General features: G+C 40.3%; 24 protein-coding genes. 20 read left to right on the top strand and 4 right to left on the bottom strand.

What is annotated here, in order from left to right; genetic code table 11:
- The first annotated feature begins 445 nt into the window (after positions 1-445).
- From BCU94_RS08160 to BCU94_RS08175, 4 genes are all read left to right on the top strand, one after another.
- Positions 446-712 carry a DUF4212 domain-containing protein gene (locus BCU94_RS08160; RefSeq protein WP_076542242.1) on the top strand — a complete coding sequence of 89 codons (267 nt, stop codon included), beginning with the start codon at positions 446-448 and terminating at the stop codon, positions 710-712.
- 10 nt (positions 713-722) lie between these two features.
- Entirely contained in the window at positions 723-2441 is a 1719-nt protein-coding gene (locus tag BCU94_RS08165; protein WP_102435770.1) for a sodium:solute symporter family protein, read from the top strand.
- Positions 2442-2684: 243 nt separating this feature from the next.
- Complete coding sequence (locus tag BCU94_RS08170; RefSeq protein ID WP_102435768.1) at positions 2685-4535, top strand: DUF294 nucleotidyltransferase-like domain-containing protein; 1851 nt, start codon at positions 2685-2687, stop codon at positions 4533-4535.
- Between the two features lie 73 nt (positions 4536-4608).
- Positions 4609-5286: an exonuclease domain-containing protein gene (locus BCU94_RS08175; protein ID WP_241900982.1), complete on the top strand. Its 678-nt coding sequence runs from the start codon at positions 4609-4611 to the stop codon at positions 5284-5286.
- Between the two features lie 96 nt (positions 5287-5382).
- Here BCU94_RS08175 and BCU94_RS08180 read toward each other — a convergent pair whose 3' ends face one another.
- Together BCU94_RS08180 and BCU94_RS08185 are read right to left on the bottom strand one after the other, a co-directional pair.
- Positions 5383-6456 carry a ketoacyl-ACP synthase III gene (locus BCU94_RS08180; protein ID WP_102435766.1) on the bottom strand — a complete coding sequence of 358 codons (1074 nt, stop codon included), beginning with the start codon at positions 6454-6456 and terminating at the stop codon, positions 5383-5385.
- Between the two features lie 86 nt (positions 6457-6542).
- On the bottom strand, positions 6543-7214 hold the full coding sequence (locus BCU94_RS08185) for a GntR family transcriptional regulator (protein ID WP_102435764.1): 672 nt from the start codon (positions 7212-7214) through the stop codon (positions 6543-6545).
- A gap of 156 nt (positions 7215-7370) precedes the next feature.
- Between BCU94_RS08185 and gmhB the strand changes: the two genes are divergently transcribed.
- Positions 7371-7925, top strand: a complete 555-nt coding sequence (gene gmhB / locus BCU94_RS08190; RefSeq protein WP_102476098.1) for a D-glycero-beta-D-manno-heptose 1,7-bisphosphate 7-phosphatase — start codon at positions 7371-7373, stop codon at positions 7923-7925.
- Positions 7926-8102: 177 nt separating this feature from the next.
- Here gmhB and BCU94_RS08195 read toward each other — a convergent pair whose 3' ends face one another.
- Positions 8103-10202, bottom strand: a complete 2100-nt coding sequence (locus tag BCU94_RS08195; protein ID WP_102476099.1) for a sulfatase-like hydrolase/transferase — start codon at positions 10200-10202, stop codon at positions 8103-8105.
- 32 nt (positions 10203-10234) lie between these two features.
- On the bottom strand, positions 10235-10615 hold the full coding sequence (locus BCU94_RS08200; RefSeq protein WP_102476100.1) for a hypothetical protein: 381 nt from the start codon (positions 10613-10615) through the stop codon (positions 10235-10237).
- A 265-nt stretch (positions 10616-10880) separates the two neighbouring features.
- On the opposite strand from BCU94_RS08200, the gene BCU94_RS08205 reads away from it, so the two are divergent.
- The 15 genes from BCU94_RS08205 (at position 10881) to BCU94_RS08275 (ending at position 25758) form a co-directional block, all read left to right on the top strand.
- Entirely contained in the window at positions 10881-12419 is a 1539-nt protein-coding gene (locus BCU94_RS08205) for a L,D-transpeptidase family protein (RefSeq protein WP_102476101.1), read from the top strand.
- A 546-nt stretch (positions 12420-12965) separates the two neighbouring features.
- The gene (locus BCU94_RS08210) at positions 12966-13166 is read left to right on the top strand and encodes a Flp family type IVb pilin (RefSeq protein WP_102476102.1); all 201 of its coding nucleotides are present in this window, start codon (positions 12966-12968) and stop codon (positions 13164-13166) included.
- 93 nt (positions 13167-13259) lie between these two features.
- Positions 13260-13832: an A24 family peptidase gene (locus tag BCU94_RS08215; RefSeq protein WP_102476103.1), complete on the top strand. Its 573-nt coding sequence runs from the start codon at positions 13260-13262 to the stop codon at positions 13830-13832.
- Between the two features lies 1 nt (position 13833).
- Entirely contained in the window at positions 13834-15174 is a 1341-nt protein-coding gene (locus tag BCU94_RS08220) for an AAA family ATPase (RefSeq protein WP_241904977.1), read from the top strand.
- 44 nt (positions 15175-15218) lie between these two features.
- The gene (gene cpaB, locus BCU94_RS08225) at positions 15219-16058 is read left to right on the top strand and encodes a Flp pilus assembly protein CpaB (RefSeq protein ID WP_102476104.1); all 840 of its coding nucleotides are present in this window, start codon (positions 15219-15221) and stop codon (positions 16056-16058) included.
- 50 nt (positions 16059-16108) lie between these two features.
- Complete coding sequence (locus tag BCU94_RS08230) at positions 16109-17563, top strand: type II and III secretion system protein family protein (protein WP_102476105.1); 1455 nt, start codon at positions 16109-16111, stop codon at positions 17561-17563.
- A 69-nt stretch (positions 17564-17632) separates the two neighbouring features.
- Positions 17633-17866 carry a hypothetical protein gene (locus tag BCU94_RS08235; RefSeq protein WP_102476106.1) on the top strand — a complete coding sequence of 78 codons (234 nt, stop codon included), beginning with the start codon at positions 17633-17635 and terminating at the stop codon, positions 17864-17866.
- A gap of 21 nt (positions 17867-17887) precedes the next feature.
- Positions 17888-19192 (top strand): pilus assembly protein TadG-related protein, encoded by a 1305-nt coding sequence (locus tag BCU94_RS08240; protein WP_102476107.1) that lies wholly within the window; start codon positions 17888-17890, stop codon positions 19190-19192.
- A gap of 9 nt (positions 19193-19201) precedes the next feature.
- The gene (locus tag BCU94_RS08245; protein WP_102476108.1) at positions 19202-19675 is read left to right on the top strand and encodes a TadE family protein; all 474 of its coding nucleotides are present in this window, start codon (positions 19202-19204) and stop codon (positions 19673-19675) included.
- Positions 19672-20106, top strand: a complete 435-nt coding sequence (locus BCU94_RS08250) for a TadE family protein (RefSeq protein WP_102476109.1) — start codon at positions 19672-19674, stop codon at positions 20104-20106. Before BCU94_RS08245 ends, BCU94_RS08250 begins: the two co-directional genes overlap by 4 nt.
- Before the next feature lie 134 nt (positions 20107-20240).
- Entirely contained in the window at positions 20241-21425 is a 1185-nt protein-coding gene (locus BCU94_RS08255) for a pilus assembly protein CpaE (RefSeq protein WP_241904978.1), read from the top strand.
- 3 nt (positions 21426-21428) lie between these two features.
- Positions 21429-22757, top strand: a complete 1329-nt coding sequence (locus BCU94_RS08260; RefSeq protein ID WP_102476111.1) for a CpaF family protein — start codon at positions 21429-21431, stop codon at positions 22755-22757.
- A 9-nt stretch (positions 22758-22766) separates the two neighbouring features.
- Positions 22767-23744, top strand: a complete 978-nt coding sequence (locus BCU94_RS08265) for a type II secretion system F family protein (protein ID WP_102435758.1) — start codon at positions 22767-22769, stop codon at positions 23742-23744.
- 1 nt (position 23745) lies between these two features.
- Positions 23746-24717, top strand: coding sequence for a type II secretion system F family protein (locus BCU94_RS08270; RefSeq protein ID WP_102476112.1), 972 nt, complete (start codon positions 23746-23748; stop codon positions 24715-24717).
- A gap of 57 nt (positions 24718-24774) precedes the next feature.
- On the top strand, positions 24775-25758 hold the full coding sequence (locus tag BCU94_RS08275) for a tetratricopeptide repeat protein (protein WP_102476117.1): 984 nt from the start codon (positions 24775-24777) through the stop codon (positions 25756-25758).
- Positions 25759-26504: the final 746 nt, after the last annotated feature.

The raw sequence follows: 26504 nt of genomic DNA on the forward strand, positions 1-26504 counted from the left end.
TCCTAATAGGCCAAAACAGAGTGCAATCAGGAGGTTTTTTTTATTTATTATAGGAAACTGCAATCGAATACCATGTGATCGAACTGTTATGTAAAAATTTTATACTCGTCAAGCATTTAACTCAAGTGGAAACGATATTGTGGCCCCCGTAATGTGAAAAATCTGAATTCTGCTTGTGAGCTCAATACCCATTTGAGGCAATACTTTCCTGCTGCTTATCTTAGTCAATCACTAAATTCAGTTCGACCTTGGTCTACATTAGCTTAATTGGTGATGTAGACATAACTTCAGCATTTCATAGGTTAAGCTGTTGTTAATAAGTAACTATTTTGTTTTTTCTATAACTGGCCAAACCAAATCTTAGACTAAGGTCGTGATTGTGGTCACATTTTGAGTTGTTAGATTAACTATCGACTTAAAAAATAATTAGCACTGGGGAGTCACTATGAGTTTCGAAAATCAAGATACAGCAAGTGGGTACTGGCGTGAGAATTTACGCTTAGTATTGGGGTTGCTGGCAATTTGGGCTGCAGTATCATTTGGCTGCGGTATTTTACTGGTCGATGTTCTTAATGAAGTCCACTTCATGGGCTTTAAATTGGGATTCTGGTTTGCACAACAAGGTGCCATGTATGTGTTTGTTGCACTGATTTTTGTGTATGTAGCGAAAGCGAATGCTTTAGATAAAAAATATAACGTACACGAAGACTGAGGAATAAATCATGGATGTTCAAACTTTAACTTATATTATCGTGGGCTTGACGTTTGCCCTGTACATCGGTATCGCAATATGGTCTCGTGCTGGCTCAACTAAAGAGTTTTATGTCGCTGGTGGCGGCGTGCCGCCAGTTATGAACGGTATGGCAACAGCGGCGGATTGGATGTCCGCGGCATCATTTATATCACTTGCCGGTATTGTTTCATTTACTGGTTATGATGGTTCTGTCTATTTAATGGGCTGGACCGGTGGTTATGTTCTGCTAGCGCTTTGCATGGCTCCATACTTACGTAAGTTCGGTAAATTTACTGTGCCAGACTTTATTGGTGATCGCTATTACTCACAAGCTGCGCGAACTGTTGCAGTCGTGTGTGCGATTTTCATCTGTTTCACCTACATCGCCGGTCAAATGCGTGGTGTTGGGGTGGTATTCTCCCGTTTCTTAGAAGTCGAAGTTGAAACTGGGGTTTATATCGGTATGGCAGTGGTGTTCTTTTATGCTGTTTTAGGCGGTATGAAAGGGATTACTTACACTCAGGTTGCGCAGTATTGTGTGCTTATTTTTGCCTTTATGGTACCAGCCATTTTCATCTCGGTAATGATGACAGGTCATGTGTTACCGCAAATTGGCTTTGGTGCAGAACTTGTTGATGCAGCAGGTAATGGAACAGGAGTTTACCTGTTAGATAAGCTTGATGGCTTGTCGGCAGAACTTGGCTTCTCTCAATATACTGAAGGCTCAAAGAGCATGATTGATGTGTTCTTTATTACTGGTGCCTTGATGTTTGGTACCGCTGGTTTACCCCATGTCATCGTGCGTTTCTTTACAGTGCCTAGAGTAAAAGATGCGCGTGTATCAGCAGGTTGGGCATTAGTATTTATTGCTATTATGTATACCACAATTCCAGCATTGGCAGCTTTCTCTCGTGTAAATATGATTGAAACCATTAATGGCCCAGAAAAAACCGGTGTTGCTTATGAAACAGCGCCTGAATGGATTAAAAACTGGGAAAAAACTGGCTTAATTACTTGGGATGATAAAAATGCTGATGGCAATATCTATTATGCTAAAGGCGATACCAATGAAATGAAAATTGACCGCGATATCATGGTATTAGCAACGCCTGAAATTGCATCTCTGCCAGCATGGGTCATAGCATTGGTCGCTGCTGGTGGTCTTGCGGCGGCACTGTCTACATCTGCGGGTTTATTATTAGTTATTTCTACCTCGGTATCCCATGATTTATTGAAGAAAAACTTCATGCCAGATATCTCAGATAAGAAAGAGCTTTTATTTGCGCGAATTGCCGCGGCGCTAGGTATTGTCATGGCGGGTTACTTTGGTATTAACCCACCAGGCTTTGTGGCCGCGGTTGTTGCGATTGCATTTGGTCTAGCTGCCTCGTCATTGTTTCCTGCCATTGTTATGGGGATCTTTTCAAGAACCGTTAACAAAGAAGGTGCGATTTCAGGGATGGTTTTAGGTTTACTATTTACTGCAAGTTATATCGTGTACTTTAAGTTTGTTAACCCAAGTGCCAATAGCAGTGAAAACTGGTTCCTAGGTATTTCGCCTGAAGGTATTGGTATGCTAGGTATGATGATTAACTTTGGTGTTGCATTTGCTGTTAGCAAAGTCACTGCAGCGGTACCTGCTGACGTGGTTGCTATGGTTGAGTCAATTCGATTCCCGAAAGGCTCAGGTGAAGCGCACGACCATTAAGATTCATACAATATGAATTTTAAAATGTGAGTATTTAACTCTCGGATAAAAAAGCGCTTCGGCGCTTTTTTTATTGGTGACAGTGTTCAATTCTTTATGAACAAATGCTGTTAGCAAGTGTTTAATATTAGTGAGTTAAATATTGCCACTTATGGCCATTGGTCGAATATCAGCCTCAATATAATTTACGTATATTAAATTAATAAGACAGAAAATGATTTGGCAGTAAGTAAGAGGCCCGCGATGAAAGATGCCAGTGAACTGCAACCCATTGTTCAATTTATTAAAGAGTTAGTGCCATTTGATAGTCTTTCAGAGACAAATTTAACGCGCTGCTGCAAGCAAATCACCATTGGTTATTACAGTAAAGCATCGGCTGTAGTGCCCTTAGATGCCAGTCATCCACAACTTTATATTGTTCGCTCTGGCGCATTTGAAGTAAGAGACAATCAAGGTGAGTTATTAGATAGGTTGGGCGAAGGAGACTACTTTGGTTTTCCGTCTTTGCTATCTGGTGAAAAAGTCAGTAACCAAGTGCAGATTTTAGAAGACAGTTTGGTGTATCACTTAGATCCCGAAACCTTTGATTTTTTGCGTAGTGAAAGCCGCAGCTTCGATCGCTTTTTTAATCGTGCCTTTGCCAGAAGAATGCGTCATCAAGCTAGATTTAAAGCAAAAGACTTAACCACAACCAATCGTATCAATAGTTTAATGTCTGCCGATCCTCTAATTATAAATTGTAATGCCAGTGTCAGTGAAGCGGCGAAAAAAATGCGTTTAGCCAGAGTGTCATCAGTGCTAGTGATGGATAATCAGCAATTGATTGGTATTCTTACCGATCGAGATTTACGTAATCGAGTGCTTGCTGAAGGCTTTGATGGCAATTTGCCGGTTCATCAAGCGATGACTCCCAATCCCACCAAACTTGAAGCTAACGCCTTAGTATTTGAAGCAATGCTGTTGATGAGTGAACATGGCATTCATCACTTACCCATTATGGAACAAGAAAATGTGGTGGGGATATTAACCAGTACTGATATTTTACGCGGCCAGAGTTCACAGCCCTTGCTATTAATCGGCGAAATCGAGCGGCAAACCAATATTGATAGCCTGATTAATGTCAGTAAACAAATTCCGGTATTACTACAAAATCTAATCAGTGCAGATGCCCGAGCAGAAGAAGTGGGTAGAGTATTAACCTCGGTTACCGATGCATTAACCCGGCGATTAATTATTTTAAATCAGCAAATTTTAGGTGAAGCGCCAATGGCCTTTTGCTGGTTAGCGTTTGGCTCACAAGGCAGGCAAGATCAAGCGGCCTGTTCAGATCAAGATAACGGTATTTTGCTGGCCCATGAGCCTGATGAGCATGCAAAAGGCTATTTTGACGCCTTAACCCATGCGGTTTGTAAAGGGCTGGATCAATGCGGCTATATATATTGTCCCGGGGATATTATGGCGCAAAACCCCAAATGGCGTTTGTCACTGTCCCAATGGCAACAACACTTTGAAAAATGGGTGCTATCACCCGAACCTAAAGCCTTAATGCATGCCAGTATCTTTTTTGATATGCGCTCCGTTTATGGGCCGCAGAATTTATTTGATCAGTTACAACAGCACGTCTTAAGCAACACCAAAGATAATGATATTTTTCTTGCTGGAATGGCGGGTAACTCACTGGTTGAAACGCCGCCGCTAGGCTTTTTTAGAAAGTTTGTGTTAGAGCGTGACGGCAGTGAAGTAAAAGGTATGGATTTGAAACATAAAGGCGTAGCGTTAATCAACGATATCGCCAGAGTGTATGCTTTAAGTGCAGGTATTACTGAAGTGAATACGCCTAAGCGGATCCGAGCATTGATGGAAGCCAATATCATTAACCGTAAAGATGCCCTTAATCTAGCGGATGCCTTAGAGTTTATTGCGCATATGCGGTTATCCAATCAAGGTCAGCAGCATACACAACAACAAGAAGTCACCAATTACTTAAAACCGCAGCAAATGTCATCGTTATTGCGACATCAACTCAGGGATGCTTTTAAAGTGGTTCATGATGCGCAATCTGGCTTAAGAATGAAGTTTATGCGAAGTTATTAATGGTATTTCTATGTGGGTTGGCCTGTGATGTTAATTTAGCTTGTGATGTTAATAGTGTGGAGTAAACAACTTAGTGAATGAGTTATGGCTTAAAACGCGCTTACAGTTAGAACTTCTCGGTCAAAAAGACGAGCTTGCGGCTTACCAGTCGAGCGTTAAGCCATGCCTTAGTGCTACGATTGCGGATCTACCGATTATGGCAATAGATCTAGAAATGACCGGGTTAGATCCTCATAACGACCAAATAATCAGTATTGGTATCGTGCCGATAGAGCATGGCGCCATTCCGTTATCAAAAGCCCTGCAAGTGATGGTGACAATCGATGGAAGTGTAGGACAGAGCGCAGCTGTGCACGGGATTATCGATAATCATTTAACAGAAGCGTTATCACTAACACAAGCCATGGCCTGGTTGCTTGCACAAACTCAAGGCTCAATTTTATTAGCTCATCATGCACCAATGGACATTAGTTTTATCCAAAGCCATTTAGAAAAAGTCTATAAAAGAAGCATTAAATTGCCTTTTATTGATACCTTAGCGATAGAAAAACAACGACTTTTACGCCAACATGATGTGCTGCAAGAAGGTAGTTTACGACTGGATGCTTGTCGAAAACGATACGGTCTGCCGACTTATTATGGCCATGATGCCCTCACAGATGCACTAGCGTGCGCCGAATTGTTTGTGGCACAAATAGCCTCTATTGGCGACAGTAAAACCATGAAGGCGGCGCAATTTATTAGTATATAAAGGCAGTAGCCTGAACTTAATCAAATCAGTTTAAATCCAGTAAATAGATATAAAAAAACCAGCACAAGGCTGGTTTAATGGTTTAGCAAGCTGAGTTTACTTTGATTTGTTCATGAAGAAATCAACAGCTGGCTTGATAAGCTCTAAGGCAGTGACTTCACAAGGTGGGAGCTCGGCTGTAGGTGGGTTAATCGGTGTAGTACGCTCACCCCATTTAACTAATGCAGCCGCTGAGGTTAAACCCGCGCCAAAGGCACATGATAAAACAGTTTGACCTGCTTTCAACTTACCTTGTTCAAGAGCATCACAAATCGCAATAGGGATAGTGGCTGCCGAGGTATTGCCATATTTTGCAATATTAACAAAGGCTTTTTCTTTTGGAATTTTCATGCGGCCGATTAAGGTATCAATAATACGTTCATTGGCTTGATGAGGAATAACAAAATCAACGTCTTCTTTATTGATATTGCACTTTTCAAGCACTTTAGTGCTTAGACCGCCCATGCCATGAATCGCGCGTTTAAACACTTCTTGGCCATTTAGATGAATGAAGAAGTCTAAAGAAGATGAATCAAAGCGATCCATTTTGGTACCAAAACCAGAGGCTAAAATATCACGCGCAGCAGGGTCATTATTTAACTCGTAACCTAAAACACCGCCTGGTTGGTCGCTTACTTCTAATACCACCGCGCCGGCGCCATCACCAAATAATACAGCGGTTTCACGGCGAGACCAATCAAGGTAAAAAGACAAACGCTCTGCACCAATAACCAACACTTTTTTATTTTGACCACTTTTGATCATTGAACTACCAAGACCAAGACCGTATAAGAAGCCACTACAGGCCGCGTTGATATCAAACGCGCCGCAAGTTGCACCAATATTGGCTTGCACCGTTGAAGCAATGTTTGGAATTAAAGTGTCAGGGCTTGCTGTTGCTAAGATGATTAAGTCAATCTCACTGCCATCAATACCTGCCGCTGATAACGCATTTTGCGCTGCAACGGTTGCAAGTTCTGAGGTATTTACGTGGCTAATACGTCTTTCGCTGATCCCGGTACGAGTTTTAATCCACTCGTCTGACGTTTCCATAAATGTGGCTAAATCGTCATTGGTCAGAGTTGCTGGTGGGACACATTTTCCCCAGCCGGTAATATGAGCATACTGCATGTGGTGATCTCTCAAATAAAAATTAAAAAATAATCTGGTAATAAAATGTCTTCATTTAATAGAGGGACTGTTACTCCCCACTAAACCTACTTTAAATGCTGGACCACAAGTGCCTTAATGGCTTCTGCTGCATGTAAAATATGTTGTTGTAATAATTTGGTCGCTTTGCCGATATCTTTGCGTTTGCACAATTCGAAGAGTTCGCGATGCTCTCGTTCCGCCGTTGGTATTCCACCGGTTAAAAGTAGCTGTAAACGGATATAGCGATCACAGTTATTATTTAAACCATGGACAACTTCGAGAGTATGAGGTCGATTAGCGGCTTCATATAAGCACGTATGGAACTGAATATTGAGTTCGCTCCAAGTTGCAACTGAGTCCTCTTGCTTAAAAGCCGACTCGAGTTTGGCTAGCACCTTGTCAGCCCGCTCAAAATCATCATCTTGTAGATTAGGAATTGCTTTTGCAAGCAAATCACTCTCTATCATAGCGCGTAGCTCAAATAATTCTGTGACCTGCTCAACAGAAAGCATTGTCGCAGTGGCACCTTTATGGGCTTCAAACTTGACTAACCCTTCAGCCTCTAACTGTACTAAAGCCTCACGAACAGGAATACGACTGACATTAAGTTGCGCAGCAATTGCTGACTGTCTAAGCGGTTCACCCGCTTTGATATAGCCAGAAAGTAATTGTTCTCTCAAAACTTCTACTACAGCTTGGGTGCGAGTTTTATGAATTATTGGCGTTATTTGACTCATTACTTCTTATAATTGTCACAAAATATCTACGGAAGGGTAACCTTTACTGGCGTTATTATAAAGTATCGATGTAAAAAATCTTCCTTTTATAATACATGTGCATATTTAACTAAGTAGTGGGATAATCACTGTAATTGAAATTTTAGGAGTAGTACCGTGAATAAAGCCATTTTTTTAGACCGTGACGGCGTTATCAATATCGATAAAGGCTATGTGCACTTGGTTGATGACTTTGAATACATTGAAGGTGTGTTTGAAGCATGCTTAGCATTTAAAAAAATGGGCTACATGGTCGTGGTGGTGACAAACCAATCTGGTATTGCTCGCGGTATGTATAGTGAAGATGATTTTCACCATTTAACTGAATGGATGGATTGGAACTTTGCTGATAAAGGTGTGGAGTTGGACGGTATCTATTATTGCCCCCATCATCCAGAAAAAGGCCTTGGGGATTACAAACAAGATTGTGATTGCCGCAAACCTAAACCCGGTATGCTTAATAGTGCTGCAGAATTTTTAAAAATTGATATGAGTCAATCTATCATGGTGGGTGATAAAGCCGATGATATGCGCGCTGCTAAAGCGGCAGGCATCCTAACATCGATTTTAGTTAAAACCGGTAAAGTTGTTGATGAAGCTGGGGTAAGTGAAGCCACTGCGGTAGTAAATAGTATTGCAGACGTGCCAGCTTATTTAGAGCAAATTTTATAATAAGCAAATAAATACTTATAAAATGCAACTAACAGGCTAGATTGCCCATGCTAGCCTTGTTGTTTTCTCATTGGAACCTTGCCATAGACCTAACGGTTTAGGTAATTAATAAAGCGCGTTAAGTCTGTTTACGCTTTAACTAAATTACTTTAATCCCACTGCCTTGCAAACTCATCATTAATTCTCTAACTGAGAGTATAAATCCAATGAATTCTGACATGGCGTTTTTGGCATGTTAACCAAATCAGCTTGGTAATGTTCGCAGAGTGCGGTTAACATTTTTTGCCACGGGGCATTGCCTTGATAGTTGGCTAGGTTGTGCCACTGCATAGTGTCAGTATTGACTAAAATGAGCCGTTCAACCTTAGGCAGCATGGCGAGTTGCCACTGATTTTCATATACAGAGCGCTGCTTCAAAGCGATATTTTTTTTATAAAACTCGGGTTTCATTACCGCTCGGCCATTGTCTCTTACTTCATATTGTGAAGCGGTTTCTGACATGACTTTATTATCATCGATGAAGCTGGTATTGATAGCGCGAACAGGCAGTGAAGACTCAACAAAAACAAATCGCGTATCATCTAAATCTGTCTGCATCTGTGGAAGCGCTATACCGTCAAATTGCCAATCATTATTTGTCGAATCTGATTTTAAACTAGCCACGATAGTTGGTGCTATATCAATAAGAGAGAATAACCCTGGCACCTTACCTGTGTGGTTAATCGGTTCGCTATGGCGATATCGCAAACTTGCAAGCAATACTTGTGATTGCTCCTGAGACAAGATATTGGTCCCATGGCCCCATGCGGCTACATTGAGTTTTTCAATTTTATCTCTAGGGTTGTTATTGTTATTTTGTACTTCCGTTGCCGCAGTCAATCTATCTTGAGCTAATAAAAAACCTTCACCGTGGTCTGATAGTAGATACACTATGGCATTCTCTAACATGCCACGTTGGCGTAAGCCGCTCATAAAATTGGCTATCTGTATATCTACTGTTTTAATCAATTCTCGATGCATATAATGATTGTAGTTACCGTCCCAGCGTGATTTATCCAATTCAATAAAGTCTTTTGAAGTGAACGGCCAATGTAGCTGACAAAAATGCACCGCTAAGAAATTGGGCGTATCGACAGATAACGCATTGAGCACTTCTTGATTAAACCGCATAGGATCATAGGCTTTACCATAGGCGCGATTAATATATAAATAGGGAAACATATAGCCAGAAATTGGGGTGTTGATGGCAAGGTTAATTAGGGGGATATCTGCTACGTTGGCGATTATGGCATCAGCGGCCCCAACTTTGGGACCAATAACACGATCAAAGCCATAATGCTCATCTATTTGATTAAAGCGGCGCTCATCCATTGCATAGGTTGTTTGATACCCTTTACTTGAAAGTGAGTTTAGTAGCGGCAAATCTTTATTCACTAATTCAGGTGGGGCTAAGTTAAACCTTGCTCCATTATTGACAGGGTATTGTCCCGATAATATACCCATCCATGCCACATATGTTCGTGCTTGTGGTGTATAAGCTTTATCGTAAATTAATGATTTTGATAATAGCTGATTGAGCTTTGGTGCTATTGAATTATCAGCTCCTCTGTGTGCAAGGTGGTCAGGGCGCAGCCCGTCAATACCGATAACAAAAATATTAGGAAGCTTATTAACCGCTTTGCTAGTGCTTGAAAGCGTGTCGTTATTAAAGAAATTAACAAAGCCAATGCTAACAATTAATAGGCTAATTAAAACAAGGGTTTTATGGGTAGATAAGCTGCTGAAGAGGGCATACATAAAATTACTTAGGAGTAAAAAAAACAGCCCCCAAAGTAGCCAAGGTTCTACTAATATTGTGCCACGAAATATCCCCAACAAAGAGGTGGGGTATAAATATGAGTTTGCCGCAACGACAAGAATACAATGGAGTAGTAGGATCACAATCCAGATCTGTGTCTTAATATTGTCATTGTGGCAATACTGAAACCAAGGCCGGCATGAGAGGGTAATAATTGCAGCCCAACAGGCATGTAGCAATATGACCATAGCTGCGAAGAAACTAAGATCGTACAGTAAGCCTTTACTGAACAAGTGCTGAGTTTTGATATGTGTCATCGCATTAGCAATAGAGAAGGGGGAGTGGTCTTGTATTAACTGTTTATAGTTAAATGCAATCACAATAAGAAAAATTAATACCGCCAGTGTTCTAAAATACGTGCGCATCAAAGATATTGATGGGGTGGTAGGCTTAGCATTGCTTGATGCGGTATTAGGCATGGCTTATCTCTTATGTTTAATTCCGAGTCATTTTAATCTAACGCTTCATTTTTGTTTTGGTGTAGCCCTTGAACATCATGTTTAGTTTGATGCTGCATTTTTGATTGAGCTTGTATTTGGCTGAATTGAGATGCTGACATGTTACTGAGAGATGAATGGTTAGCGGTTGAGTCGATGTTAATTTGAAAATCCTTGAAATGAGTCAGTAACATATCTTCATTACCCGAAGGCCAATCACCAAGAATAAGGTATCGTTCGGCCAATGTTGCCCCTGATTCTTTATCTGTTTTAAGCGCCAGCCGAGCATTGGCAACAGTCCATGCAGGATAGATGATTAGCAATAACAATAGAGTGATCAAAGCGATTAATGCCACTTGTATAAAATGATCTGTACTAAGGTTGGTTTTCAACATATCCGTTTATTAACTCATCAGATGTAAAAGACCCGTGCAAGTGGGTCACTCAAAGTGGAAAATAATAACCAAAGTATAGATTAATAATGGATAAACAATTTAAAAATAGTCATTAAAATGGTTACAAAGAAGCTAATTAGTCTGAATGCTTGTTATAAAGCCTGTAGTGTACTAAACCTTGAACTATGGCTACACCACGTTACTAGCCTATGATATTAATCTGAGAAGTTATGCTTACGCATAATTATATTAGGGTTCAGGTGCTATGAAATCACATCTACTTAGCGGTCTTATTGATTGTTATTTTTATAACGTGGTTAATCGCACGGTGTTGAACAGCATTTCGTTATTTAAAAATTTCTTTTTTACAACCTGTTTATTATTCAGTTTTAATGAATTTTTATTTGCCGCTGTAGAAGATGATCGAAATCTTAATCTACCTCAACAACAGCTTTCCTCGCTTAATAGTAATACAGCGTTGATTTGGTTTAATGAGCAAGGTCCCAAACCTACTGCAACAAAGCTATTTTCTTTAGCCGAGGATATGGGGGTTAGTAATAAAGATTCGACTTTGTTTGCGATGACAGATAACAATTCTTTAAGTGATTTAGATCGCCATTACTCACAGTTTTTAATCAATATGCTGAATCAGACAACAGTCAAAGGTAGTAATAAAAAATTACTCAGCCTTGAACAGTTGCATCTAGCATCAGACCGACAGCAATTACCGCAGTTGCTTGCAAGTATGTTGCCTGAGCATAAGCAGGTGATATTACTCCGTGAGAGAATCAGGCAATATCAACAACTCGAAGCCTATGTGTGGCCATCAATCACTCAAATACATTTTCGATTAGGGCAGCGAAATACAGATATTGCTAAACTGAGATGGATGCTCACACAGTTAGAGGATATTCCACCTAAGGAGCCTAATGGCTATCGTGATGCGATATATGATCCAATAATTTCAAATGGTATTAAACATTTTCAATTAAGGCACGGTCTTGACGCCAGCGGTAAATTAGATAAACAAACATTACAAGCCTTAAATGTACCGCCATCACAGCGTATTACTCAAATGCGACAAGCTCTATTTCGTTGGTTTGAATTACCGGCTAAACTCCCACCCAATTATATATGGGTAAATATTCCATCATATCAGTTACATGTGATGGAACATGAGACAAGCGTCATGAGCATGAGAGTTATAGTGGGCAAACCAGCAACCCCGACACCACCTATGCAGACCCAATTAACCTTGCTTACCGTAAACCCCACATGGACGCCACCTGCTAGTATTGTTTATGGTGAATTATTGCCTAAACAGAGCCTATCACCAGGTTATTTAGCCAGTCATGATTTTGAATTACGTAAGGTATCCTCAAGTGGTTCTGCAGTACTGCCTATAGGAAACATGCCGCGTCAGCAAGTTGCCAGTTTATTAACAGAATATCGATTGGTGCAGCAATCTGGCGCGAATAACGCCCTCGGTAAGTATCGATTTTCAATCCCCAACGATGAAGCTATATACCTGCATGATACGCCTGCAAAATCATTATTTTCACATTCGCAGCGGGCGTTAAGTCATGGTTGTGTGCGGCTAGAAAATGCCCGAGGTTTAGTTAATTACCTATTGGATCGACATATTAATCAAACATCTTCTGTTATCGATATCGCTTTAAATCGCAAGCATCCAAAGTATTTTCCGTTATCAAAGCCACTACCTGTTTTGATGACATATCTAACGACTTGGATTGACGCAAAGGGCGTTTTACAATTACGCCCAGATATATATAAGCTTAACTAAAATTTACCGTAATACTTTCTTAGTTTGAGGCTATGCTTTATTTAACAGATTAATCATAATTGTTTACATGAGCTGCTTTATTAAATAAAGGTAGCGCTTTTAGCTGTTTCTAATAAATATTCATACAGAGGATATTAAAATGGCGAGCTCCTTCATATTGTAATTTATCTAACTTGAAGATAATCATCAAATTTCTATATTTAACCTTCTGCACTTTGCTGATCTAGATCAATAAAGTATCACCTTTATACTTTACTACTATGGAAAGTGGTAAACATAGAAGAATTAGCTATTTTTAAATATATTTGCAATGTCACCTACTAAAAAAGCAATACTTTGCTACCTTTAAATGTAGCAGCAATGTAATAGCGATGTGATTATCTTGTGTTGGTGGTGCATTGTTCAGGTTGCTGGTTAACAGACTGCTTTTAAAATCGAATTTAATTTAGCAGTTGGCAATAAACAATGGCACTGCCATAAGGATCAAGTTAAGGGACGGATACCCATATTCACCATGGTGCCTCATTTGGCTGTTAGGAGAATATTATGAACCTTACAAACATACTGAAAGACTTTATAGAAGACGAAAGCGGTTTGACTGCTGTTGAATATGCTATTGCTGGTGGTTTAGTGGTCGGTGGCATGATTGCAGCGTTTAATCTGTTAGGTGATAACGCGACAACTAAAATTGAGTGTTTAGCGTCAGCAGTGAATGGTGCCAGTGCAGATTGTACTACTGGTAGTTAGCTACTGCATTTAATTTAAAGCTATAAATTTGCCCAGATTCGCAGTTTAGCTGGGCAATTACCTTATCAACTTCCCATGAATCAGGTTGACGCCATGAGTGAATACCAACTCTTACTGCAGTTGTGTTTAGCTGGGCTGTTCTTTTTAATCGCCATAGCCTCAGATTTAGCGACCCAACGTATACCCAATCTATTATGTTTAATTGCTATTTTTACTGGTTTTGCCATTAATGGTTATTACGCACAGCTGAATGGTTTGTTGCTTGCAAGCTTTGGTTTTGGCTTGGCATTTTTAATGCTTTTTCCGGTATTTGTGATACGGGTGCTAGGGGCTGGAGATGTAAAACTGATGATGGGTATTGGCGCTTTGATGGGGCCAGAGTTACTGCTTTGGAGTATTTTGTATGGCATCGTCGCAGGCTCTATCACCAGTTTATTACTCGTAGTATGGCGAACAGGGCTGGCTGGATTAGCAAAGACGCTTAAACGTTACTGGGATTGTATTTACTGTAAAACCTATTTTAAACCAGAAATGGGCGAAGCCGCAGGTCAAAAGGTCCCCTATGCGCCAGCATTAGCCATTGGCTGGGCCGTAGCGTGTAGCATAAATTATGACTTACAGAATGTGTATATTCAGCTAAGTCATTATTTAGGAATGGAGGCCTGATATGTTGCAACCTGAATCAAATAACCCAGCGAATTTTAACATACCGTCAGATGATGTCCCCGCAGAGGCTATGCATAGCACAGATGCCAATAAGTTAGCCCCTAAACCTATCACCATCGAAGCGACAGGGCTTTCGGAATCTTTATTACTTGATCTGGTTACCAAGCATATTTTTACTTCAGGTGTGCTAACCAAGGAGCAGATGGTCGCTAAAATCGGTATTACTGGTGGTATTTTGCAACTGCTACTGGATACCGCCAAGAAATTGGGCTGGGTTGAAAACCGTCAAACCACTCTTGATGGACAGATGCGCTATGCATTAAGCCATACCGGTGAAATTCATGCGAAATTGGTATTTAGCCGCAGTGGTTATTTAGGCTTAGCCCCTATTCCTCTTAAGCAGTATGTTCCTGTTTGTAAACAACAATCTAGTCGATCGCGCCCGATAACCTTTGAAATGTTAGAACGAGGGCTTAAAGATCTCGTTCTACCTGCGGATTTACTGTTTAAAATTGGCCCTGCGATGAACTCGAGTCGGCCTGTATTGATTTATGGTCCACCAGGAACGGGTAAAAGTTACCTATGTCGTCACCTTAATTTAACCTTGGGCGATGATGTATTAATTCCTTATGCTATTGCTATAGGTAATGAAATTATTCAGGTGTACGACCCCGAATTGCATCACCGTAGTGAAGTGGACTTAGAAGATAATCCATTAGATTTGAACAGTGGTCATGATCCAAGATGGATAAAATGCCAGCGTCCCCTTCGAATCACTGGTGGTGAACTCACAGCGGAAATGCTGGAAGTGCAATTTGATACCCATAGCCGCACTTATATGGCACCACTGCAGCTCAAAGCCAACAATGGTATTTTGCTGCTTGATGATTTAGGACGCCAACGTATTAGCGCAAAGCAATTATTTAACCGTTGGATTATTCCGATGGAAGAACACCGAGACTTTTTAAGCCTGCAGTCTGGTGAGCATTTTGAAATCCCGTTTGAATTGATTTTGCTCTTTTCTACTAACCTTGATCCTAAAGAGTTAGTTGATGAAGCATTTTTACGTCGCCTTGGTTATAAAATTCATTTTGACGCTTTAGATAGTGAACTATACCGAAAGATTTGGTTCCGGGTTTGTGATGATTTAGGTCTTGTTTGTAGTGATGCGAATTATGAGTACCTCATCAGGGAGTATCATATTAAATACCATAAACCTCTCATTCCCTGTTACCCACGAGATCTGCTTGGGATCATGTCAGATCAAATTTGTTTTATGAAACTTGAATCAGTAGTAACTCAGTCGCTCATTGACTCAGCTTGGTCAATTTACTTCGTATAATAAACAACAAGATAGCACTTTATAGTTAACATAAGGAGTTCACTATGAATAGCAAAACGATAATGTTCATCGTCTTGTCGCTAGTTTTTGGTGCGATTGCCGTTTTCCTCGCTCAAAACTGGCTCAAGTCTAATACCCCGATGAATCATGCTGGTCAAACTACTACGGTAGTGACTCTATCTAGCTTGGTGCCAATGGGAACCATTATTGATAGGAAACATATGGTGCTAACAACTGTGCCTGAAGATATAGCGCCAAAAGGGTCTGTTACTAAGTTTGAAGACGCTGAAGGAAAGGTAGTTAATCAAAAACTTTACTCTGGTGAAATTCTACGTCATGAAAAACTGACGACTAAAGGTGAGGGAAGTACCTTAGCTAGCCTTATTCAACATAACATGAGAGCCGTTACCATTAGGGTCAATGATGTTGTCGGGGTTGCGGGTTTTTTATTACCCGGTAATCGAGTTGATGTAATTAACCTATATAAAGAAGGTAACTATAAAACCGATATCGTGCTGTCCAATGTCAAGATTTTAGCCATTGATCAGCAAGCCTCAAATGATGAAAACAAGCCAATGTTAGTGCGTGCAGTGACATTAGAGTTAAGTATGGATCAAGCTGAACAGCTTTTGGTTGCTAAAGGACGTGGGTCGTTGCAGTTAGCATTAAGAAACCCTAATGATGATGCACAAGTAGAGGTTGCATCGCTAAATCAGGATAGCAAGCTTCAAGAGAAAGTGTTAATGACCAAGGCTATTCAGCTGGAGGAGGTTACGCCGTCCTCCACACCATTAGAGAAAGTTGTATTTGTTCAGTCTAATACTAAAGCCAAGGTGCTAGTACTTAAAGGGATGAATGAACAAGAGATTAAGGTCAATAATTAGTCACTTGAAAACTTAATTTATACAACCTAAAGGTTGAAAAGGAGACGGATATGCTGCATTCATCAGGCAAGCTTTGGCAGCTAGGGTGCCTATTATTAGTAGTCATTTCGATATCGTTGCACCAATCAGCGCTGGCTGGTGGGCCAATTGGTGGTGAAAAAGAACTAAAACTCATTCCCATTTTTAAATCTCGAGTATTGGTATTGCCTAAGTCTGTTCATCGAGTGTCAGTGGGTAATCCTGATATTGCCGACATAAAGCTATTACCTAAAAATGAGCTTTATGTATTGGGTAAAAAACTGGGCAGCACAAATATCATGGTTTGGGACAAAAACGAAGTGCTTACCAGCGTAATGGATATTGAAGTGACTCATGATTTGAATGGCTTAAAATTACGCTTACATGAATTTTTACCAGCAGAAAAATTAGCGGTTCAAACTTCTCAAGGACAGCTATTGCTAAGTGGACAAGCCTCGAATTTACAGAAAATGAATACGGCGGTTGAGTTAGCACAAGCCTATGTCGATTCAGCACCTACAGTAGGGAAACCTAAAAGTACCGTGCTGAATATGATGACGATTGGCGGAGGCCATCAAGTGATGCTTGAGGTGGTTGTAGCTGAAGTTCAACGAGAAGTTGCCCGTCAATTTGATTCTAAATTTTTGATATTCAATCAAGGGGATAAGCTATCAGGTGGTGTTGTTGGCGGCGGCGGTGTTGTTGACACTGGTATTGGCGGTGTACTCAGTAAAGGTTTTTTTGCCCAATACATAAATAATGATTTGCTAATGAATTTTGCTTTAGATGTAGCCAAGCAAAATGGTCTAGCGAAAGTATTAGCCGAACCCAACGTAACCGCAATGAGCGGCCAATCCGCTGAATTTTTATCAGGCGGAGAGTTTCCTATTCCGGTCCCTGATAGCGATGGCAGCACCACAATTCAATATCGTGATTTCGGTGTCGGGGTTAAATTTCTTCCTACGGTGTTAGATTCAGGGCAGATAAATTTAAATTTAAATGTCGTGGTGAGTGAAGTCAGTAATGCTAACGCGGTTTCAATACAGAGCAACAATACTTCGGCAATTATGGTCGTTCCATCGCTGGTTAAACGTAGTACTGCTACCACGGTCGAATTAGCTGATGGACAAACCATTGCCATCAGTGGCCTTATCAGTGACACCTTACGTGAGAATATTGATAAGGTTCCTGGTTTAGGTGATGTTCCTGTTTTAGGTCAGCTTTTTTCTAGTAAAAGTTTCCGAAGTGGCCAAACAGAATTAGTAATTTTAGTGACCCCAAGACTTGTTCGGCCTTTTAACAAAAAGGATATCGCGCTACCAACCGATGGATTTGTTTCTCCATCAGATATGGAGTTTTATTTACTCGGTAAGATTTCAACTAAAGAACAGCCTGATCAGAAAGTTGATACGCCATACGAACCCGTGATGTCTAATGTCAAAATTGAAAATAGTGGTACCCAACAAAAATATGGGCACTCACTTTAGATTGGAGCGTTTAATATGAGTTACTTTAATTTAAGGACAACTTTGATAAATAAGGTTGTATTGCTTTCTATGGTCTTGCTCTTATCTGCTTGTGAGAGTGTCCATAATTTCACTATGAATGACAGTTATCACCAGTTAAAAAATGTGCAGATACTTGATCCTGATGCCTCAGAGAGAAACGACGGTTTGGTATTAAGTCTTGAAGGAAATTACGGTCGTCAGGTGATGCTCAAATACCGTCAAAGTAGCGAAGCCCCCATTAGTGCAAAAGAAATGGGTTCATCATCAATCATCATGGATTAGCCATAAGTATTGGGGGTTGCAATGTATAGCACGACTAATTGTCATTCTAAGGGAATCTTTAGTGGCAAAAGACGTCAATGCGGTGCGATTTTAGTGATGTTTACCATCGGCTTATTTTCATTATTAGCCGTTGCGGCATTAGCACTCGATGGCGGTCACTTGCTACTGAGTAAAGGCCGGCTTCAAAATGCAGTCGATGCATCGGCATTGCATGCAGCCAAGATGCTTGACGGTGGCGCAACGCTTGCTGAGGCCCGCCAAGCAGCAGTGAGTATGTTGTCGCAAAATATGGCATTTAAAGAAAATAATGAACTTGAAACTAATATTAGTTTCTCACCAACCGATTACAGCAATAATGCGGTAACGAGTAACATAGTCGTTGAATTTTCTTTATTACCAGACCCGTTTTCGCCCATTGCAAATGAAGACAGTGAGTATGTCCGTGTCAGGGTTGAAGATGTCGGCTTAGATAATTTTTTCGCGCAGTTACTTAGTTTTAATAAACGTGTCAGAGCTTCCGCTGTAGCAGGGCGCAGTACCGACATTATTTGTAATAACAGACTGGTTCCATTGTTGGTGTGCGCGGTTAATGATGATCCAAATTTTACCACCACGAATGCCAGTGGTGTAGTAGTACCTGCCCCTTACGGTATAGCCACTAATAGTTTATACGCCATGAAGTCTGGATCTGCACAAGCAAGTGATCCCGCTATCGGCCCTGGTAATTTTCAGTTGCTGGCTTTAGATGGTAATGGTGCGAATATACTGCGCTCCTCGCTTGCTGGTGAATATAGTCCTAATTCTTGTATTGGAGCGGGTGATGTTGTTCCTACCCAGCCAGGTAATAATGTCGGTCCAGTGTCTCAAGGTATCAATACCCGTTTTGGTGAGTGGCAGGGGGGAGGGCTGAACTCAACCGATCACCCAAGAGATAGGAACATTTGTCAAGGAGACCGAATTAATCTTGACGGCGATGGCAATATTACCAACCCGACAGCGGCGTATTATAGCCATGCTCAATATCTAGCCGATAACGACATCAATAGTTGTATTGATAGCAGTATCGCGGCAAATAATCGCCGAGCAATGCCCGTAGTTATCGGTGTTTGCAATGGTATGACTAACGGACGAAATAATATCGAAGTTAAAACAATAGGGTGCTTTTTCTTAGTTCAAGATGTTGGTCAAGGAGGGCAAGAGTCATTTGTGGTTGGTGAGTTTGTTAATGAATGTCCAGGCACAGGTAATGCGTCCGTTGATCCTAATTTTGTCAGTAATAATTATACGATTGTGCTGTATAGAGATCCCGATAGCCCTGATTCCTAGGAGATTGGTATGAAGCGTTTATCACAAAAAGGCGTAGCGGCGGTAGAGATGACTATTCTTTTGCCCTTTATGTTGTTACTGATTTTTGCCACCGCAGAATTAGGGCGGTTTTTGTATCAATATAATACCCTGACTAAATTAGTACGTGATGCCGGAGTCTATTTAGCTGCTCATGCAGATACTCGCCAGACCAGCAATTTACCCTTTCCATTTATTGATGCAGAGTGCGGAAATTGTATTGCTGAAACTAAAAACCTATTAATTTATGGCACCACAAATACTGGAACAACGCCGCGTTTGAACGGGTTATCAGGCAACGATATAACCATTACTGAAGCTCCAGCTGGAAGCCGTAGGTTGGTTATTTCGGTGTCTTATAATTGGCAGCCACTGTTCGGCGAAAAGTTGGTTTCACTGGGTATCGGTAATGATGTTGATCTCAGCTTTAATTTGAACACTCACTTTGCGGTGACAGCATTATGAAACGTGTAAAAGGGATCTATTCAGTTGAGTTTGCCATTGTTGCCGGCGTATTTTTTCTATTGCTGTTTAGCGCGATAGAAGTTGGTAGGTTGCTATACACCTATAGTGTTTTACAAGAAGCATCGAGGCGAGCTGCAAGGTTGGCTATCGTTTGTCAGCCAATCACTAATATCGATAATTTAGCATTATTTAACGGCGCCAAGTTAGTGCCTGATTTATCAGCGGCTAACCTTGATATTAGCTATTTATCGCGTACTGGCATCCCTGTTACTGGCGCTGATATTGAACTGGTAAAGGCTGAGATAAAAGATTATCAATTTAATTTTTGGGTACCTGGGTTATCTATCAACTTAAATTCACCAGTATTTACCACCATCCTTCCACGGGAAAGTCTTGGTGTATTTCCTGGAGGAACGACGGTATGTCAATAAATAACTTTATTAATAAAATTAACGACTATAGTAAATATATGACTGACAGAAGTAAGTCAAAGGTTGATTAAATGGAAAAACCACTAGAATTGTTTTCAACAACATCAAGTGCTCCTTCAAAAGCAGGTGACTTAATGGATTTTTATATGTCCTCGCCACTTAATGTGCTGTTAATTAACGCACAAAAGGCGTTTTTACCTCAGATAGAGGCTAATTTGACACAATGTGTCAATTTAAACTGGGAAAAAACGTCAGATTTAAGCGGCAGTAAAAATGTCGATGTCACTGGTAAGCCATTTAATTTGATATTACTTGTTATACCTAACGACGAAGAGTTAGCAACACAAGTGTTAGCTTGTGCCTCCAGTTATCAAACCGATGTCATTATATTGGGACAGGACACACCTCAAAATGTGCTTCGTCATGCATTTCAATTTGGTGTAAGCGATTTTATTCCTCTTGATGCTCCAGATGTAGAATTACTCAATGCACTGAAGCAAATAGCTGTAAAGCAAAGTGATCAAGCAGAGCTAGCACCCGTTCTAGCTGTGATAAATGGTAAAGGGGGCTCAGGAGCGAGCTTTATATCCTCATGCTTAGCGGCCATTTCAGCAGAACTTGGTAATGTTGATGTGGCGCTTCTTGATACAGATCTGCATCACGGGGCCTTAGCCCACATTCTTGGGGTGGAACCCAATTATTATCTTTCGGATGCATTACAAGCGTTAGATGATCTTGATGAGGTTGCATTAAAAAGCGCAATGACATCCATCGGGCCGTTACATTTATTAGCAGCTGCGCCGTTTTCATTATTAAATTTAAATAACGATATCAAATTAGAGAACATGTATGACCTGTTAACCAAATGCAGGCAGCATCATCAACAAGTCATTTTAGATTACTCTCGTGGACCAGAATATTGGAATATTGAATTACTCCGCAATGCAGAGATTTTGGTTGTTGCCCAGCAAAACCTGATTATTATCAGAGAAGTCAATGCGTTAATACAGCAACTGGTTAATCTTATCGGCATTGAAAGAAGCCGAATTCATATCCTCGTTAATCGTTATGATAAATCCAATACTCAAATAAAGTTAAATGATATAAAAAAAGCGCTTGGCATTGATTCGATTTACGTAGTTGCAAATGACTATAAGTTAGCAAGTGAATGTGTGGATATTGGTAAACCGATTACAACAATTGCTAAAAAACAACGAATGTATTTAGATTTGCAAAAATTAACCCAAGAGTTAATTCCTTCTAACAGTAATCTACAAAAAAAATCATCGAGTTTGTGGGATCGTTTAATGGGAAATTAAAGTATGGATAATCAAACGAGTCTAACTAGCACTGACGTGTATCAGCCACTAACGATTGAAGAGCAGCAACTTAAGATTAAGTTATATGACAGATTATTGAGCGTAATGGACCTGTCTTTAATCGAAACGGTTTCTTCAGATCAAGCACGTGTTCAAATTAGTGAAATATGCGAAAGGCTTATTAATGATTTGCATGTACCAATCAATCTGACGTCTAGAAAGAAATTAATAAAATTAATTATTGATGAAGTCTTGGGGTTAGGCCCGTTAGAAACATTATTAGCCGATCCAACTATCTCAGATATCTTGGTTAACTCCTTTGACAGAGTCTATGTAGAACGACTAGGTAAGTTAGAAAAAGTGAATATCAAGTTTCATAGCGATGCTCACCTGCTCAATATCATCGATCGTATTGTATCTAGCGTCGGTAGACGTATCGATGAATCATCCCCTATGGTTGATGCTCGACTCGCTGATGGCTCAAGGGTTAATGCTATTATCCCACCTCTAGCGTTAGATGGCCCATCTCTGTCTATACGTCGATTTGCAGTGGATAAATTAACCGCACCTGAATTAATTAAGTTTGGTTCAATCACTGCCGATATGGTGGAGTTATTACAAGGTGCAGTTAAAGGTAAATTAAATGTACTGGTGTCTGGCGGTACTGGTAGTGGTAAAACCACGCTACTGAATATGCTTTCGGGCTATATTCCAGCTAATGAACGCATTGTCACCATTGAAGATTCAGCAGAACTTCAACTCCAGCAAGAGCATACTGTCCGTTTAGAAACTCGACCACAAAATATCGAAGGTCGTGGCGAAATCACCCAACGTGACTTGGTAAAAAATTGCCTTCGAATGCGCCCTGACAGAATTGTCATTGGTGAGGTGCGTGGTGGAGAAGCATTGGATATGCTGACCGCAATGAATACCGGTCACGAAGGTTCACTAACAACATTGCATGCCAACAGCCCACGAGATGCCCTCGGCAGGTTGGAGTATATGGTTTGTATGGCCGGATTTGATATGCCTGTGAGTAATATCAGGACACAAATAGCATCGGCAATTGACTTGGTTGTACAGCTTGAAAGGCAAGAAGATGGCCGCAGAAGGGTGATAAGTATCCAAGAAATCAATGGTATGGAAGGCGACATCATAACCATGTCAGAGATATTTCGCTTTTCACGTGAAGGCGTTGATGAACAAGGTCAAATTATTGGTCATTTTAATGCCACAGGTGTAGTGCCCAACTTCCATTCTAAATTAAAGCAGCATGGTATTGATCTGCCATTTAAGCTATTTAATTGCGGTGACCCATTCGCTAATTTTTAGGAGTCTTTTATGCCTTCCAATGAAATTATTTTCCTAGTTTTAATTTTTATTGCCGTAATTTTCCTTTCTCAGGCGTTATTTTTACCTGTCTATAGTCCGCAGCGGGCAAATACAGCCCAAGTACGTAAGCGATTACAGCAACTATCCCAAGAGTCTGGTGATGGTGTACTTGAGACTTCTTTACTGAGAAAAAACCGATTAAGCAAAGTTGGTAAGATTGGTCGAGCTTTAGAAAGCATCGGTTTTATTGAAGACTTAAGTTACCGTCTCGAGTTGGCTGATTATCGACTTTTAGGGCATCAATTTTTATTTTTAGCTTTATTTGTTGCCACATTAGTGGGGATAGTAAGTTGGTGGTATTTTCGTGTACCACTGATGGTATTTTTTGCAATGTTTATCGTGTTCTTGTTGTTTTATTTTAAATTAAATCGTGATATTGCAAAAAGAATGGATGCGATAGAGGCAAGTTTTCCTGATGCGCTTGATGTATTAAGGCGCGCTTTACAAGCGGGTTACTCGTTTTCTGATGCCATAAAACTGGTTACAGAGGAAATGGAAGGTCCATTAGCCAAAGAGTTTAGCTTGATGTTTGCCAACATCAATTACAGTAAAGATACCAAAAGGGCTATTCTTGGATTTATTGAGCGGGTACCAAGTGTGTCCGCGATGGCATTTTCAAGTGCGGTGATGGTGCAGAAAGAAACCGGCGGTAATCTAGCTGAAAACATTGATAACTTGGCACAGGTTATTCGTAAACGTTTTATGTTCAGGCGTCGAGTAAGAACGTTGTCGGCTGAGGGACGTTTATCTGCGTGGATTTTAATCTTATTACCATTTGTATTGTTCGCTGTTATCTATTTACAAACACCTGACTATGTGGGAGAGCTGACTGGCACCGAAGATGGCAAGACATTGTTAATGTGGGGCGCAATTGGGATGACGTTAGGTGGCCTTTGGATCAGTAAATTGATTAGGATTGATATGTGATATGGACTATTTACTTGGACTCATTAATCAGACATTCGACAATCCCCAACATGTTGAGTGGGCGATATACATTGTTGCTGCGATAGTCGGTATTACATTTGCTCTATCAATTTCGTTGTTAGTAAGCGGGGTATACTCGCCTGTGCGTAAACGCTTACAACAAATTTCTGGCGTTAATACTCAAAGCTCGGCTGTTGAAAATAACGAGGTAAATAAAACCCTGGAGCATGGAATTGGCCAATTAGGCAAAGTGCCATTTTTGAATTTATCAAATAATGAAACAAGGCGGTTGTTAATTCATGCGGGGCTACATTCCGATAGCGCATTGGCCATCTTTAGCGCGATACGTTTACTACTGTTGCTAATAGGTGCAGTACTTTCTATCGTGGTTTTAAAAATATTTCCGGATTTATCGACATTGATCAGTATTTATCTAGTGTGTTTGATTATGGGGGGATTTTTTTTGGCGCCTTCTTTAGTTTTAACCTACTTAGCGAATAAAAGAATGCGGTCTTTACGTGTCGGCTTTCCTGATGCACTTGATTTGCTGGTGGTGTGTTGTGAAGCGGGTTTAGGGCTATTAGCAGCATTGCAACGTGTAGCTCGCGAACTTTCATTAAGCCACCCTAATTTATCCAGCGAATTAGAGTTAGTGTGTAATAAAGTTAGAGCAGGTCTCACTATTAGGGTGGCTTTAAGTGAATTTACCGAGCGAACGGGCTTAGAAGACATTAAAGGGCTTAACTCTGCAATATCCCAAAGTATGCGTTTAGGAACAGGGATTGCAGCGACATTAAGGGTTTTTTCAGAAGAATATCGAGACAAAAGACTACAACAGGCAGAAGAACAAGCTGCAAAGATGGCGGTAAAAATGATTTTCCCAATGATGTTTTGTATCTGGCCGTCCTTTTTTATTGTCGCAGTAGGTCCTGCTGTACTTAAAGTAATGAAAGTATGGGGGCAAGCCTTTTAATATGAATATTCTATATATTAATTTTACTGGATTCAGCAAGAGGCGAGGTATATGTCAATGATGAAACGTGACCTAAAAATGCTTTTCACGCTGGCAATACTTAGTTTTAGTCTTTGTGGTTGTGCATCAGTTGATGAGGATCTTGAACTGACAAAAACACCGCAGCGTCAAGATTTGTATCAAGGGAAATCTCAGATTGCAGTCGGGGGATCACCTCAATCAGAAATTGAGGCTCTTAATCAAGCTCAAGATGCAGAACGCTCCGGCGATTTAGATAAAGCATTATACGCCTATATACAAGCATTAGACTTCAATCAGCAAAACGCTGACACATTTTATCAAATTGCTCGAATACACGTTGCTAAAGGCAATAAAGACATAGCGTTAAAAGCCTATAACGAAGCGCTGACAATAAACCCTGATCATAGGTTAGCAAATGCAGAGTTAGGAATTCTTGAAATAGATAGACGGCAATATGTATTGGCAAGAAAGCATCTTGAGAAAACCATCTTTCTTGATCAACAGCGATTATCGGCAATTAAGAGTAAGGCTGCTGGAGCAGATTATACTTCTTTAGATGAGCTATCACCTTTAAGAGTATATAACGCACTGGCTATTTTGGAAGATCTGGAAAACAACAATGAAGCAGCAAGAACATATTTTAGACTCATACTAGCATTCCAACCTCAATCAGCAATTATCGCTACCAATTTAGGTTATTCATTTTATCTTGTGGGAGACTTTGATAATGCAGAGTCATATCTCAAGCAAGCACTAAGAGCTGATCCGAGTTTTACCCGAGCATGGTCGAATTTAGGTTTGGTTTATATCCGCCAAGGAAATTATAGAAGGGCACTGGCAAGTTTTGAACAAACCATGACAACAGCGGATGCATTAAATGATCTTGGCTACTTTTTGATGTTAGAAGGCAAGTACGAACAAGCGATAAGTTTATTTAAGCAAGCAATAGATACTTCACCGACCTATTTTGAACGAGCTCATAAAAATTTGAAAATTGCTTTAGCATCTAAGATTAATTAAAGCTGTGGCTAGATAGATATAAAGTGACTGAATTGAAACTTTACTGATAATGAGGTGGAGCTAGTAACTATTAACCAGCATCAAGTTGAAATGTCATTGAGATGACATACTCATCTTCAAGTTTTAGCCGTAAGCGCTAAAATAATGGATTAACCCTGCATCAAGTTGAATTGATATTGGGATTACACATTCATCGTCGAGCTCTAGCCGTAAGCGCTAAAGTAATGGTTTAACCCTGCATCAAGTTGAAATGTCATTGAGATTACATACTCATCTTCAAGTTTTAGCCGTAAGCGCTAAAATAATGGATTAACCCTGCATCAAGTTGAATTGATATTGAGTTTACACATTCATCGTCGAGTTCTAGCCGTAAGCGCTAAAGAAATGGATTAACCCTTCATCAAGTTGAAATGTCATTGAGATTACATGCTCATCGTCGAGTTCTAGCCGTAAGCATTAAACTGGTATTAATGAAGTTACAGCGCTAGTTGACGTATTGCAGACGTAGCAGCATATATAGAGCAGAGCCTGTAACTAGTGATTAAAACCAAATAAACAGCGATAAAATAGCCAGATTGTTTTATTTTAGCGCAATACGCTCAATTAAAAAGCACTTGAATCAATGTTTGTCAATTAATTTGTAAAAGCCCTTGCATGAAATTTTAGTTTCCCTATAATGCGCACCACTGACACGGAACAAGGCGTCTAAACGCTAGTTACCGAGTCCGCTCTTTAACAATTTATCA

It is taken from the genome of Shewanella sp. 10N.286.52.C2, assembly GCF_002874545.1.
Taxonomy (GTDB): Bacteria; Pseudomonadota; Gammaproteobacteria; order Enterobacterales; family Shewanellaceae; genus Shewanella.